Origin of the sequence: Actinophytocola oryzae, from assembly GCF_004364325.1 — a bacterium.
Classification (GTDB): domain Bacteria; phylum Actinomycetota; class Actinomycetes; order Mycobacteriales; family Pseudonocardiaceae; genus Actinophytocola; species Actinophytocola oryzae.
Map to the genome: position 1 here is coordinate 131,650 of NZ_SOCP01000003.1, position 13,858 is coordinate 145,507.

The window sequence follows — 13,858 nt, forward strand, 5'->3', positions numbered from 1 at the left end:
GAGGGTGAGATGCGCGACGAATCGACTGGCGAAGCGACCCGCAGGCGGGCAATACAACTTGGCGCCGCGGCCGCGAGCCTGCTGGCCCTCGAGACGACCTCCACGACCGCGGACCCGTCCCCGCCGCCGAGGGACCGGTCCTTCGACGAAGGCTGGCGCTTCCACCGCGGCGACGCCCCCGGCGCGCAGGCATCGGCCTTCGACGACTCCCAGTGGCGTGCCCTGGACCTCCCGCACGACTGGAGCATCGAGGACCTCCCCTACGCCACCGACACGAACGGCGCGGTGACCGCCGACCCGTCCCTGCTGGTCCCCGCCGAGCCGCCGACCATCCCGGGACTGCCGGACGTGATCGGTCCCTTCGACCCCCAGAACAGCGCCAACGGCGGCTCGATCGGCTACACCGTCGGCGGCATCGCCTGGTACCGCAAGGAGTTCCGCCTGCCCCGGACCGGGGACCAGCACGTGGAGCTGCGCTTCGACGGCGTCTACCAGAACGCCGACGTCTGGCTCAACGACACCCACCTCGGCTTCCACCCGTACGGCTACACGACCTTCGCCTACGACCTGACCCCGCACCTGCGCCCCGGCGGGAACGTCCTCGCCGTCCGCGTGGACAACAGCGGCCGCAACAGCCGCTGGTACTCGGGCTCCGGGATCTACCGCCACACCTGGCTCACGGTCACCGGCCCGGTGCGCATCCCGCTGTGGGGCGTACACGTCACCACCACCGAGACGGGTGGCCGCACCACGGCGAGCGTCAACGTCGGCACCGCCAACCACGGCACCGGCACGACGCGGTCCACCACCCGGGTCACCATCCGCGACCCGAGGGGCCGCGAGGTCGCCACCAGGCAGACCACGACGACCACGAGTCAGGGCGCCACCTCGGAAACCACGCTCGAACTCGCTGTCGACCACCCGATGAGCTGGTCGCCGGAGACACCGAACCTCTACACCGCGCACACCGAGATCCTGGTCCACGGCAGGAAGGTGGACGAGCTGACCACGACGTTCGGCGTCCGCACGCTGACCTGGAACGGCGAGGTCGGCTTCCTGTTGAACGGCAGGCCGGTCGAGATCATGGGCGGCAACGTCCACCACGACCACGGTCCCCTGGGTGCGGTGGCACTGAACCGGTCCGAGGAACGCCGGGTCGAGATCCTCAAGGCCGCCGGCTTCAACTCCATCCGCACGGCCCACAACCCGCCGACCCCCGCCCTGCTCGACGCGTGCGACCGCCTCGGCATGCTGGTCATGGACGAGCTGTTCGACGTCTGGGACACCGGCAAGAACCCCGACGACTACTCACTCCACTTCGCGCAGTGGTGGCAGGCCGACCTCACCGGCACCGTCCTGCGCGACCGCAACCACCCGTGTGTCGTGATGTGGTCGCTCGGCAACGAGATCACCGACAACACCCACGGCGCGCGAGGCGCGGAGATGGCCGCGCACCTGCGCACCCTCGACACGACGCGCCCCATCACGCTGGGCGGCGGCTCTACCTTCACCGCCGACGACCCGTCGTGGCAGTACGTGGACGTCAACGACGTGCACTACAACGCGAACGGCAAGGGCTACGCCCAGATGCATGCCGCGAACCCCGCGAAGGCCATGACCCACAACGAGACCTTCCCCGCGACGATCCACCAGGACGTGACGTTCGCGGCCGAGAACGCCTGGGCCACGGGCACCTGGGTGTGGGCGGCGTGGGACTACCTCGGCGAGGCGGGGATCGGCAAGTCGATGATCCCGCCGGTCGGCACCGCGGCCCAGATCGGCGACCAGAGCGTCATGCCCGGCTGGTCGATCGCCCGCACACTGCACCACGGCTGGGGCGGCTTCGGCTATCCTTACCCGTACTTCCAGGCCAACTGCGGTGACTTCGACCTGATCGGCCAGCGCAAGCCGCAGAACCACTGGCGGGCCGCGGTGTCCGGCGCGAGCCCCGTCGAGCTGCTAATCGAGCGCCCGACACCGCCCGGCACCGAACAGGTCGCCGTGTGGTGGGGGTACTTCGACGAGCTGGCGAGCTGGACCTGGGACGTCGAGGCCGACCATCCGATGGTCGTACACGTCTACACCCCCGGCGACGCGGTTTCCGTGCTGCTGGACGGAACCGAGGTCGCGACCGGCGTGCCGGAACGGGCCATGGCGACGCTGACCGTGCCCTACCGGCCGGGTGAGCTGACCGCGGTGGCGTACCGGGCGGGCCGCGAGATCGGCCGTACGGCGCTGCGCACGGTCGGCGTGCCCGCCGCACTGCGGCTCACCTGCGACGTCCGCGACCTCACCACGAGCCGCGACGACCTCGCGCACGTGCTGGTCGAGGTGGTCGACGAGCACCGCCGGGTCGTACCGGACTCGGTGGTGGAGGTGGCTTTCGACGTCACGGGCGCAGGCGGGCTGGCCGCCGTCGGGAACGGCAACCCGCACAACGTCGACAGCTTCCGGCTACCGCGCAGGCACACCTGGCACGGCAAGGCGCTCGCGATCCTGCGACCGGCCAGGCGGCCGGGTGTGCTGGTGCTGACCGCGTCGGCCCCCGGACTGCGCACGGCGCGGCTGGCCCTGCCCGTCAAGAAGTAGAAACTTGAACATTAATTCCTTTCACTCGATATCAGTACCGGTGGGTGCGCCGCAAGGCCTGGCTCCCGACGGTTTTCCCGCGATTCCCCCACAAAAGACCGCGCTCACGAAAGAGGACAACTTCGCGGCTACCCGGTGCGTCTGTACGGACGGATTGCGTGGTCCAGCCACGTGACTTTCTGGGGAAAGGGAATCCATTGGCTATACGAACACTTGCCAGGACCGGTCAGCTGCTCGGGCTGGTGACGGGCATGGCGACCGCGGTCGTGCTCGGCGCGGCGCCCGCGAGCGCCGAGGTGCCGTCGAACGACACGAGCGCGACCGCGACGGTCATCACCGAGCTGCCGTTCGCGGAGGTCGTGGACACCACCGAGGCCACGACGGACGAGGAGGACGCGGCACTCAACGCCCAGTGTGGCGCGCCCGCCACGAACGGCAGCGTCTGGTACACGGTGCCCGCGGGCACCGCGCCGGCGATCGTCGTGGACGTGTCGAAGTCCGACTTCACGGCAGGCGTGATGATCGCGACCGGCACGCCCGGCAGCCTCTCGGTCATCGCCTGCGGCCCCGACGCGGTCGGGTTCGAGACCAGCCCCGGCGAGACGTACTACGTGATGGCCTTCAGCGACACCCCGGACGTGCCGGGCGGACAGCTCTCGTTCACCGTGCGCGAGTCCGGCCCGGCGCCGAAGGTGTCGATGACCGTCAACGACGTGGGCACCGCCAACGCGAGCGGCACCGCCACGATCTCGGGCACCTACACGTGCGTCGGTGAGGCCGACCTCGTGGTCCTGCAGGGCTCGCTGCAACAGCAGCAGGCCGACAACGCCCAGGTGCGTGGCGACTTCGAGGTGACGGACCTGACCTGCGACGGCACGGCCGACTGGAGCGCCGAGGTCACGGCGGACAGCGGCACGTTCGTCAAGGGCCGGGCGGCCACCCTCGCGTTGACGGCGGGCTGCAACGCCATCGGCTGCAACGTCTACGAGACGCTGGAGGTCGTGCGCCTGCGCGCGGGCGCCTGAGCATGACGCGTTCGGGCCGGCCCTCGTCGGTGGGCCGGCCCGAACGGGCATACGGGGGTCTGCCGGATGGCCGCGCGTCCCGGGTGTCCGTAGCGTTCGGCCGCATGACTTCTTCCGTGGGGGCAAGGTTTCTCGCCGGTTCGGCCGCACTCGCGGTCGGCGTCTGCTGTGTCACGCCCGCGTCCGCGAGCACGCACGGCCACGCCGCCGCACAGGCCATTGTGGACGGTTTCACCTCGGCGGGCGCGCCAGGGGCGATGGTGTACGCGCAGGACCGGCGCGGGCGGTGGTCGGTGCACAGCGGCACCGCTGAGCTGGGCACGGACCGGCCGATCCGCCCGGACGACCGCGTGCGCGTGGCCAGCAACACCAAGATGTTCGTGGCGACCGTGGTGCTCCGGCTCGTCGGCGAGGGCAGGGTCGCACTGGACGCGCCGATCGCGGACTACCTGCCGGGTCTGGTGCGGGGCAACGGTTACGACGGCGCCCGCATCACCGTTCGCCAGCTGCTCCGGCACACGAGCGGGCTGGCGGACTACGTCGAGGACGTGCTGTCCGACCCGACCTCGGGCGACCACCCGTGGCGCCCGGAGGACCTGGTGGCGGTCGGGTTGAGCCACCCGCCACTGTTCGCGCCGGACACGGGCTGGGCGTACTCGAACACGAACTACATCGTGCTCGGCATGCTGGTCGAGGCGGTGACGGGACGGTTCGTCGGCACGGAGATCACCGACCGGCTGATCCGGCCGCTCGGGCTGTCGAGGACGTCGTACCCGGCGCCGGGTGACAAGGCGATCCCCGGCAGGCACGCACACGGGTACTACGCGTTCCCCGGCCGCCCGGTGACGGACGTGACCGAGCTGGAACCGAGCCTGCCGGGTGCCGCGGCGGCACTGGTGTCCACGGGCGAGGACATGACGCGTTTCGTCCGTGCCCTGCTGTCCGGCGGGCTGCTGCGTCCCGACCTGCTGGCGGAGTTGCGCATGACCGTGCCGGCCGACGGAACCGACTACGGCCTGGGCATCCGGGAGATACCGCTGCCGTGCGGCGGGGTGGCGTGGGGCCACGCGGGCGACATGCCGGGCTTCGACTCGTTCACCGCGGCGACGCGGGACGGCCGGTCGGCGTTCGTGGTGGTGAACGGCCACCTGACCGACGGGAGCACGGCGGACGTGCGTGGCGCGGTGGGGACGGCGCTCTGTTCGTGACCCCGGAGTCGCGCCGATCCCGTCACGACAGGAACAAGGTCGGCGACTACTCCATGTGACTCCGAACCACACCGGCTACAGCCGTGAGCACCTCCAGGCCGAACGGATCATGCTCGACCGCCTCGGCTCCAGTCTCGGCGTCGTACTCACGCCGCTGCGGATCGTGCTCGGTGACGGTGTGCACGTCGAGGTCGACGGCGCCGACGAGCGACAGACGATCCTGGTCGAGACATGGGCGCACCAGGGACGGCCGAAGCCCGCGCAGCAGAACAAGGTGCTGGCCGACGCGCTGAAACTGCTCCACGTCGCGAGAACGCTGCGGGTCCAGCCGCGCATGGTGCTGTGCCTGTCCGACCACGGCGCGGCCCACCACTTCACGGCCGCGTCGTCGTGGGCCGCGCATGCCCTGCGCAGCCTGGAGATCGAGGTCATCGTGGTGGACCTGCCGGTCGACATCAAGGCCGGGATCATCGCGGCACAGACCCGCCAGTCCCGATAGTTCCGGTGGTCAGACCCGTGGCGTCACACGACAGTTGGTGTGCAGGTAGCGTGCGGCGCCGTCGGCGAAGTCGTAGATCGCGACGGTCTGCGGGTCCTCGAGCGGACTGCCCGGCGGCATCAGGAAGTGCGTGTCGCTGATGGGGAACAGGTCGTAGGTGATGCGTTCCGGCCTGCCCGTGAAACTGGCGTGCATCGGGTCGAGGGTCGACGTCAGGCACAGGTTCCCGTCCGGGGCCGTCACCTCGTAGTGGGTACCGGGGCGGGCGTAGACGCCGGTGTAGCGCGCCGGGTCCAGCCGTAGGGTCGGGTCCGGTTCCGGCAGCTCCGGGATCGTCGGTGCCCCCAACTTCGCCAGGATCTCGTTGAACACCGTCCTGTAGAACGGTTCCCTGGGCCCGCCGTTGGTCAGCATGGTGATCGCCAGGTCGTGCTCGGGCAGGATGCGCAGCCGGGAGTTCTGGCCGATGGTGCTGCCGTCGCTCGCGTAGACCGTCTCGCCGTGCCAGTCGCACACGATCAGGCCGAGTGCCCACTCCGGCCCGAACAGGTACGGATCCGGGACGGGCACGCGGGAACGCGTCATCTCCGCAAGCACCCCGGCCGGGAGCAGGTCGCCGTCGAGGAACACCCTGGCCATGGTGAGCACGTCCCGGACCGTCGAGGTCATGTTGCCGCCGGGGCCGAACGCGCGGGGCAGGTGGTCGATCGGCGTCACGATCGGACCCTCGTCGAGCGAACGGAGGATGTGGCCGGTCGCGGCACGCGGGTCGTCCGCGTGCCGGGTGTCGGTGTCGTTCTGTCCCAACGGCCGGAGGAGACGGTCGCGCACGATGTCGTCCCACTGCCTGCCCTCGACGACCTCCATGACGCGGGCCAGGATCGCGTAGCCGAGCGCGGCGCTGTAGCCGTGGGTGTGGCCGAGCGGGAAGACCTGCGGTGCGTCGGCGATGTTCGCGACCATCCGCGCCAGCACGTCGTCGTCCTCGCCGGGATCGCCGAAGTCCTCCTCGATCCCGTTGGTGTGGTTCAACAACTGGCGTGGCGTGACCGCCGAGGTGACCGACGGGTCGGCGACGCGGAAGTCCGGCAGGTACGTCCGCACCGGAGTGTCGAGGTCGGCCTTTCCCTCGGCCACCAGCCGCATGAACGCCAACGCGGTCCAGGTCTTCGTCATCGAACCGACCTGGTAGACGGTGTCGGCGGTCGTGGGTGCGCCGGTCGTCACGTCCCGGACGCCGAAGGACTTCTCGGTGATCTCGCCGTCGTGCAGGATCCCGATCGTCGCGCCGGGCACCCCGTACTCCGCGAGTAGCTCGGGGACAGAGGAAAGCATGGGTTCTCCCTCAGGAAACGGATGCGCGGACGCCGGCGAGCAACGCGTCCTGGTCGACGCCCGCGATGCCCAACGCCCTCGGTACGGTGCCTGCCTGGGCGGACAGGATGCCGAGCAGGATGCGCGCTGGCCGCAGGTCCTTCTTGCGCGGCGCCGACGCGAACCCGCGCTCCAGCGCCAGTCTCGCGGACGTGCCCATGCCGGGATGCACCGGCAGCCGGCTCGGCGGCGGCAGTTCGTAGGCCGACGCGGACACCCCGACCACGCTCAGGCTGTGCTCGAACTCGCGGGCCAGGGCGGTCTCCACGCCGGCCCGGTCCAGCCCTGCCGAGGCCAGCAGCCCGGTCACCACCGGGTCGGGTTCCGCGGCCACCGCCAGCAGCAGGTGCTCTGCCTCGACGGTCCGGCAACCGTCCGCACGGGCCTCGTGGCCGGCACGCATGATCACCGCGTGCAGGTACCTGTCGATGGGACTCACCCCTCGCGCCTCCTCAGCTTGACCCCGGCGGCGATCAGCCGCTGGGCGTGCTTCTTGTAGACGGCCTGGCGCGTGACGCCGAGCGCCTCGGCGACGCGCGGCCAGCCCCAGCCCACCCGCATGGCCTGCTCGACGGCCGCGTCCTCGAGCCGGTCGGCGAGCCTGCGCAGCGCGGCCACCGCGGCGAGCGCGTCGGCGGGGTCGGTCGGTACGGGAACCTCGGACATGTAAGCAACCGTAGTTGACTAATCTCGCATTAGTCAACCAGGGTTGCTAAACGAGCGCGACGGTGACCGTCAGGACGTCCCCCGCCTCGACGGACTCCGCCCTGCGGACGGCCCGTTTCACCGGCAGCACGTAGCACCCGCTGGAGCTGTCAGGGAAGACCGAGGTCCGCCAGGTCGTCGCCCCGACCCGGACCCGCACACGCACGGCCCCGAACCCGCGGGGCGGCCCGGACAGCTCACCGATCTCTTCGGACACGTCGAGCGGCAGACGGACGAACGTCCAGCTGTCGTCGCGCCGCGCCTCCCAGACCCACAACTCGGCATCGAAGACGAACTCCACGCGGGCAGCCTCGCACGGCTACCGTCGAGGCGTGTCCCCATCCTGGCCCCCAGCGCCGGTCGGCGACCTCGACCAGGCGCTCCGCCCGCTCGGCACCTCGACCATGCTGCCCGCCCGCGCCTACACGGCACCCGAGGTGCTCGCCTGGGAACGCAGGCACCTGTTCGCGGGCACCTGGACGTGCGCCGGCCGCCTCGACGAGCTGCTCGGCGACCACACCCAGCGCGCGGTGACGGCAGGCGACATCCCGGTGCTGCTGACCCGCCATGGCGAGTCCGTGACGGCGTTCGCGAACACGTGCAGGCACCGCGGCCACGAACTGCTGCCCGAGGACGGCACGTCGGCGCGGCCGGTCGTCGTGTGCCCGTACCACGCGTGGGTCTTCGGCCTGGACGGCGAGCTGCGGGCGGCGCCCCGCTTCGCGGAGACGCCCGCCGACCACGGGCTGGTGCCGCTGCCGGTCGAGGTCTGGCACGGCTGGGTGTTCGTCAACGGCACCGGCGACGCAGGCCCGTTCGCGAGGCATGTCGGCGCGCTGGCCGACCTGGTGGCGCCGTACGCGCCGGAGGGCCTGACGCTGGGGGCGCGGCACGAGTACGAAATGCGCGCCAACTGGAAGGTGGTCGTCGAGAACTACCACGAGTGCTACCACTGCCCGCACATCCACCCGGAGCTGTGCGCGGTCTCCCCGCCGACCAGCGGGGACAACTACGACCTGCCCGGCGCGTGGGTGGGCGGTGCGATGGACCTGCGCGACCACGCCGAGACGATGTCGCTGGACGGCCGGTCCTCGGGCACGTTCCTGCCCGGCGTGGACCGACGCCGGGTGCTGTACCTGGCGCTGTTCCCCGACCTCCTGCTGTCGCTGCACCCGGACTACGTGATGACGCACCGGCTGCGACCACGCGCCCCGGACACGACATGGATCGAGTGCTCGTGGTACGCCCTCCAGGAGGACGTCGGTTACGCGGAGGAGTTCTGGGACCGCACCAACCGTCAGGACTGGGCGGCGTGCGAGTCGGTGCAGCGCGGCCTCGCGTCACCGCACTTCCGGCCGGGACCGTTCGCCCCGGCCGAGGACGCCGTGCACCAGTGGGTCACGATGATCGGCAACGCCTACCTGGGCACGCCGCCGGGTTAGGGTGGCGCTCGTGACCGACACGCCGTGGGAACCACCACTCGCCGGGACCGAGGTGGAGCACCTGCTCGGGGCACTGGAGCGGCTGCGCACGACGTTCCGCTGGAAGACGGACGACCTCGACGCGGAGGGGTTGACCACCCGCGTGGGTGCCTCGTCCCTGACGATCGGCGGCCTGCTCAAGCACCTGGCGGTCGTGGAGGACTACACGTTCACCGTCAAGCTGGCAGGCGAGCCGATCGGCGGTCCGTGGCGGCCCGCCGAGTGGGACGACGAGTTCGAGTGGCCGTTCACGTCGGCCGCGGCCGACACACCGGAGCAGCTGTACGGGTACTGGGACGGGGCGGTGGCCCGCTCACGTGCCCGCCTGGCGAGTGCCCTGGCCGACGGTGGCCTGGACCGGCCGGTGCACGTGTCCGGCCCGGACGGCAGGCACGCGAGCCTGCGCCGCCTCGTCTGCGACCTGGTCGAGGAGTACGGCCGCCACACCGGCCACGCCGACCTGCTGCGCGAGTCCGTCGACGGACGGGTCGGCGAGGACCCACCACCGGGATGGCAACCCAGGAGCTAGCCGCTCCCGCACAGCGGCCTTGGGTCAACGGGACCGCGGGCCGAGGTCGACCGCGGTTCGGCGATCCGAGGGTGCCGTCCGCGACCGACCGGCCGCAGGCATCGTCTCGGTTCACCACAGCGAATCAGGAACTAGCTGATGCGCTTCAACGCCTCCGCGGTCAGCGTGGCCGCGGCCTCGCCCGCGGTCGCGGCGCCGTCCGAGGTGATCTTGTCGAACAGTGCCGGGTACTCCGAGATGTCCTTCTTCGCGCGGCCCGCGTAGTGCAGGAGCGTGTTCGCGGAGTGGTAGCGGACCAGGTACTCGTCGTCCACGACGCCTCGGCCCAGGGCTTCGACCAGTGCGGGGGTCGGCGCGAACTGGCCGAGGGCCGCGGCGGCGTCGATGCGCACGCCCCAGAACGCGTCCGACGCCAGGACCGACGCGACCGGCCCGGCCCACGACTCGTCGCCGGTCACGATGTGCAGGGCCTGGGCCACGCGGACGAGGAACGCCTCCGTGGCGTCGACGGCCGCGGCACGCAGCAGGGTCTCCGCGCCCTCCGGTGTCATACCCTCCTCCGCGAGGGCGACGATCGACTGCGCCGCGAGGGGGTCCTGCGCCTCGAGTCCGGCGGCCAGCATGCCTGCCACCTCGGCAGGCTGGGCCGCGGCCAGGCGCGACAGCCGGGTGAAGTCGGGGCCGTCGTGCCACACCATGTAAGGATCACCGAAAACGTCGTTCCGCCAACGGGTCCAGGGATCAGCCATGAGCGCCTCGCACCACGTCAACAGTACTCAGCACCGGGACACCGCCGAAGCCGCCTGGCGGTGGGTGCTCGCGCAGATCCGCTGGAACGACGGACCGTCGATCCCGGAGTCGGTGCCCGGGCCGGAGCTGGATCCCGCCTACCGCAACGGTTTCCACATGGGAGTCGGCGGCCTGGCCTACGTGCTGGCGGAGATCGCGCACTGCCGCGAGTGGACGGTCGAGGAGACCGACCTGGCCAACGCCATCGCGGACCAGCTGACCACCGGGACTCCCGACGAGACCAGCTACACCTTCTTCGACGGCCTCGTCAGCACGATCGGCGTCCTCACCGCGCTCGACGCGCCCGGCACGCGGGCGGCCGTGCTGCGCCTGAACCAGCTCGCGACCCCGACCGGCTGGGTCCAGTCCGACTTCGAGCCTGCCGACCTCCTGCCGGACGCGCGGTTCAACGACGTCACCCTCGGCACGGCAGGCGTGCTGCTCGCCGCCGTGTGGGCCCACCGCAACGGCGTGTCCGAGGCCCGCGAGCTGGCCGAGTCGGCCGCCGCCGTGCTCGTCGACGAGATGGAGACCCTGCCGACGGGCGTCAACTGGCCGTTCGTGCCGGAGCGTTACCTGACCAGGGCGCGGCGGGACATGCCCAACTTCTCCCACGGCCTGTCCGGCATCGCGTCGGCGCTGGCGGTCGCGGGCGCCGAGCTCGGCCGCCCCGACCTGACCGCTCTGGCAACGCGGGGCGCCGAGCACCTGGTCACGCTCGGCACACTGGACGGCGCGGGTTTCGCCGTGCCGCACTACGTGCCGCGCGACGACATCGACGCGGACGAGTTCACGCACAACTGGTGCCACGGCGGTGCGGGCACGTCGCTGCTGTTCTCGGCCCTGCACCGGGCGGGTGTCGCGGAGGTGGCGGGGGACGCGCCGCTGACGTGGCACCGCCGGTGCCTGCACGGTGTCCGCGCGTCGGGCCTGCCCGCGCGGCGGTACCCGGGTTTCTGGGACAACGACGGCCGCTGCTGCGGGACCGCCGGGGTGGCCGACATCTTCCTCAGCTCGTGGCAGCGGTCGGGTGATCCCGACGACCTGGCGTTCGCGCTGCTGCTGGCCGACACCCTGGTCGAGCGGGCGGTCGTGTCGGGTCCGCACGCGTACTGGCGGTTCACCGAGCACCGCGACGCCGAGCCGTTGCTGCCGCCCGGCGTCGGCTGGGGGCAGGGCGCGGCCGGCATCGCGGCGTACCTGTTCCGCGTGAGCCGCCTGGACCGGGACGCCGCGGTGGTCGCGCGGATGGACTCGTGGTGGACCACCGACCGGTGACCGGCCAGGGCGCGGCCGGGCATGGTTCCGCCCACAGCGAACGCATGGTCGCAGGGGTCCGTCCGCCGTGGTCGGGTCCCCCGAGGGTCTTACCACGATCAGGTGACGGCACCGGGTTCTGGTGCAGCCGGAATCTCCGACCGGGAGCGGATGGCACGGCGGGGCAGAACGGGCATCGTGGTGGTCGGGGAGGGAGACGGCCACGACGTCTGGGGCCTCGAGGGGTGGTCCCAGCCGTCGTGACCGTCGTGTCCACAGTGGAGGGCGTCAGCTCCGTGCGGTGCGCGTGAACCCGACCTTGAACATCTGGCCGGGCAGGTCGTTCACCACGTACCACTCACCGTCACGGTCGACACCGAACGAGGTCACCTGAGTGGGGAACTCGCCGATCGTGCCGTTCGTGTACGTGCCGTTCGGGTTGGCCCGCACGGCCCACGCGGTGTTCGAGCAGTAGTCGGTCGCCACGTACGTGCCGCCGACGAGGCTCGCGTACTGCCTGCCCCGGTAGACCATGCCGCCGATGACCGCACAGCCCTGGACCGACGACTGGTACTCGAACACCGGGTCGGTGTAGGTCTTGGTGGGGTCGCAGCGGTCCGGGTTGAACACGGTCGTGCCCTCGCGGCAGGACCAGCCGAGGTTCGCGCCACCCTGGTTGCGCCTGAGGTGGTCGACCTCCTCGCGCGTGCCCTGGCCGACATCGCCGATCCACAGCGAGCCGTCGAGCTTGTCGAAGGAGAAGCGCCACGGGTTGCGGCCGCCGTAGACCCAGATCTCGGGCCGCGCGCCCGCCACGCCGACGAACGGGTTGTCGCGCGGCACGCAGTAGGGCAGGGCACCGCAGGTCCGGTTGACGTCGATGCGCAGGATCTTGCCGAGCAGCGTGGAAAGGCTCTGGCCGCTCCCGAACGGGTCGGCGGCGTTGCCGCCGTCGCCGAGCGACCAGTACAGGTAGCCGTCGGCGCCGAAGGCGAGCTGGCCGCCGTTGTGGTTGGAGAACTCCGCGTGCGGCTGGGTCAGCAGGACCCTCTCGGAGGCCGGGTTGCCGAGCTGGATGCGCGAGAGCGTGAGCGTGCCGGAAGGCAGGCTCGTGTAGGCGATGTACACCAGTCTGGTCGCGGTGAAGTTGGGCGCCGGGACGATGCCGAGCAACCCGCGCTCGTTGCCGCTGATGTCGACGCGGTCGCGGATGTCGAGCACCGGGTCGGCGGCGAGGCCGGTGGTGGGGTGGTAGGCACGCACGGTGCCCTGCTTCTCGACGACGAGCATGCGTCCGTCGGGCAGCCCGGCGAGCGCGACGGGTCGCTGCAGGCCGAAGGGCACGAGCTGGGTCGTGGTGACCGTGATCTGGTCGAGGGGCACCGGTCCCACCGCGGCGGCCGGTCCGGGGGTGGACAGGGAAAGAGCGAGGGCGCCGACTGCGATGGCACCCGACAGGCGACGACGGTGTCGCGGCATACCGAACTCCTCGGAATGGCAGGAACATACCGGAGGTCTTTCTGGGAGCGCTCCCAAACCATACCGCCTCGTATTCGACCATGGCCAGTGCGCGACCGGGACTGGCGGCGCGGGCGCGTCCGAGCTGGTCAGCACCTCCCGGCGGCCCTCAAAGCCGCCCGAACGGGCAGGGGTCGAGGGGGTGTCGCGGCGTTCAATGAGCGGGACCCGGTGAGCGAGAGGTACAGGACATGACGGAGAACGAGGCGCAGGAGGCGCGCGCCGAGCTACGTGGCGTGCAGTTCGAGGAGACGGACGAGCAGATCGAGGTCGTCGACGTCGAGGAGATGACCGAGGAGGAGTTGGCATGACTGGGGCACTGGCGAAGGTCACCGCGGTGACCAACGCGATCAAGGAGGCCTGGTGGCTCGTCGAGAAGAGCGAGTCCGTGGTCAACGTGCAGGCGGACCAGGCCAACGCGGTGCCGGAGGGGTCGAACTGGACCACCGACCTGTCCGAGGCGGCAGGCCCGAACTACAAGGACGTCACCTACCGAAGCTCCTGGTACATCTGGAACCCGTTCGGTGAGGACCACGAGTCGAACACCACCATCACGATGCGGGTGTTCTGGATGTACGGCGCCAAGTACCGGGGCGGCGGCGCGTTCATCCCGACCGCGTGGGTGGACATCGTGCACCTGGACCCCGGCTACAACAACGACATCGACATCCACGTGACCGCGGGCCAACCGTCGAACGTGGGCACCGAGACCGCCCCGATCGCCGCGCTGCCCCTGAGCATCACGGTGAAGGAGGACTCGATGATCCCCGGCCAGGACAACCAGGAGACCTACACCGTCATGCTGTACGGCACGGGCCACGGCCAGGTCTACGGCTGAAGCGCCCGCGACGCACTGAAGGACTCCTTCCTGACGCCCAGCGTTA

At 70.9% G+C, this 13,858-nt stretch carries 14 protein-coding genes; 8 read left to right on the top strand and 6 right to left on the bottom strand.

What is annotated here, in order from left to right; all coding sequences use genetic code 11:
• The first annotated feature begins 9 nt into the window (after positions 1-9).
• The 4 genes from CLV71_RS08070 to CLV71_RS08085 all read left to right on the top strand — a co-directional run bounded on the left by CLV71_RS08070 (position 10) and on the right by CLV71_RS08085 (position 5,321).
• A complete protein-coding gene (locus tag CLV71_RS08070; RefSeq protein ID WP_133902015.1) occupies positions 10-2,589 on the top strand; it encodes a glycoside hydrolase family 2 TIM barrel-domain containing protein in 2,580 nt (859 codons plus the stop codon).
• Positions 2,590-2,786: 197 nt separating this feature from the next.
• Positions 2,787-3,614, top strand: a complete 828-nt coding sequence (locus CLV71_RS08075; protein WP_133902016.1) for a DUF6299 family protein — start codon at positions 2,787-2,789, stop codon at positions 3,612-3,614.
• Positions 3,615-3,718: 104 nt separating this feature from the next.
• A complete protein-coding gene (locus CLV71_RS08080; RefSeq protein WP_166664000.1) occupies positions 3,719-4,822 on the top strand; it encodes a serine hydrolase domain-containing protein in 1,104 nt (367 codons plus the stop codon).
• A 55-nt stretch (positions 4,823-4,877) separates the two neighbouring features.
• Positions 4,878-5,321 (top strand): hypothetical protein, encoded by a 444-nt coding sequence (locus CLV71_RS08085; RefSeq protein WP_133902018.1) that lies wholly within the window; start codon positions 4,878-4,880, stop codon positions 5,319-5,321.
• 9 nt (positions 5,322-5,330) lie between these two features.
• On the opposite strand, the gene CLV71_RS08090 is transcribed toward CLV71_RS08085, so the two are convergent.
• From CLV71_RS08090 to CLV71_RS08105, 4 genes are read right to left on the bottom strand one after another with little or no spacing between them, the layout of a single operon-like run.
• A complete protein-coding gene (locus CLV71_RS08090; protein ID WP_133902019.1) occupies positions 5,331-6,656 on the bottom strand; it encodes a serine hydrolase domain-containing protein in 1,326 nt (441 codons plus the stop codon).
• 10 nt (positions 6,657-6,666) lie between these two features.
• Complete coding sequence (locus tag CLV71_RS08095; protein ID WP_133902020.1) at positions 6,667-7,134, bottom strand: Clp protease N-terminal domain-containing protein; 468 nt, start codon at positions 7,132-7,134, stop codon at positions 6,667-6,669.
• The gene (locus CLV71_RS08100) at positions 7,131-7,361 is read right to left on the bottom strand and encodes a hypothetical protein (protein ID WP_133902021.1); all 231 of its coding nucleotides are present in this window, start codon (positions 7,359-7,361) and stop codon (positions 7,131-7,133) included. The genes CLV71_RS08095 and CLV71_RS08100 overlap by 4 nt, the downstream gene beginning before the upstream one ends.
• A 46-nt stretch (positions 7,362-7,407) precedes the next feature.
• A complete protein-coding gene (locus tag CLV71_RS08105; RefSeq protein WP_133902022.1) occupies positions 7,408-7,701 on the bottom strand; it encodes a DUF1905 domain-containing protein in 294 nt (97 codons plus the stop codon).
• 31 nt (positions 7,702-7,732) lie between these two features.
• Between CLV71_RS08105 and CLV71_RS08110 the strand changes: the two genes are divergently transcribed.
• Together CLV71_RS08110 and CLV71_RS08115 are read left to right on the top strand one after the other, a co-directional pair.
• Positions 7,733-8,842 carry an aromatic ring-hydroxylating oxygenase subunit alpha gene (locus CLV71_RS08110; protein WP_208297460.1) on the top strand — a complete coding sequence of 370 codons (1,110 nt, stop codon included), beginning with the start codon at positions 7,733-7,735 and terminating at the stop codon, positions 8,840-8,842.
• Positions 8,843-8,852: 10 nt separating this feature from the next.
• Positions 8,853-9,410 carry a mycothiol transferase gene (locus tag CLV71_RS08115; RefSeq protein WP_133902023.1) on the top strand — a complete coding sequence of 186 codons (558 nt, stop codon included), beginning with the start codon at positions 8,853-8,855 and terminating at the stop codon, positions 9,408-9,410.
• A 131-nt stretch (positions 9,411-9,541) separates the two neighbouring features.
• On the opposite strand, the gene CLV71_RS08120 is transcribed toward CLV71_RS08115, so the two are convergent.
• A complete protein-coding gene (locus tag CLV71_RS08120; protein WP_133902024.1) occupies positions 9,542-10,108 on the bottom strand; it encodes a hypothetical protein in 567 nt (188 codons plus the stop codon).
• A 49-nt stretch (positions 10,109-10,157) separates the two neighbouring features.
• On the opposite strand from CLV71_RS08120, the gene CLV71_RS08125 reads away from it, so the two are divergent.
• Complete coding sequence (locus CLV71_RS08125; RefSeq protein WP_243866293.1) at positions 10,158-11,477, top strand: lanthionine synthetase LanC family protein; 1,320 nt, start codon at positions 10,158-10,160, stop codon at positions 11,475-11,477.
• 267 nt (positions 11,478-11,744) lie between these two features.
• On the opposite strand, the gene CLV71_RS08130 is transcribed toward CLV71_RS08125, so the two are convergent.
• The gene (locus CLV71_RS08130) at positions 11,745-12,935 is read right to left on the bottom strand and encodes a PQQ-dependent sugar dehydrogenase (protein WP_133902025.1); all 1,191 of its coding nucleotides are present in this window, start codon (positions 12,933-12,935) and stop codon (positions 11,745-11,747) included.
• A 346-nt stretch (positions 12,936-13,281) separates the two neighbouring features.
• Here CLV71_RS08130 and CLV71_RS08135 point away from each other — a divergent pair, with 346 nt between their 5' ends.
• Positions 13,282-13,812, top strand: a complete 531-nt coding sequence (locus CLV71_RS08135) for a hypothetical protein (protein WP_133902026.1) — start codon at positions 13,282-13,284, stop codon at positions 13,810-13,812.
• Positions 13,813-13,858: the final 46 nt, after the last annotated feature.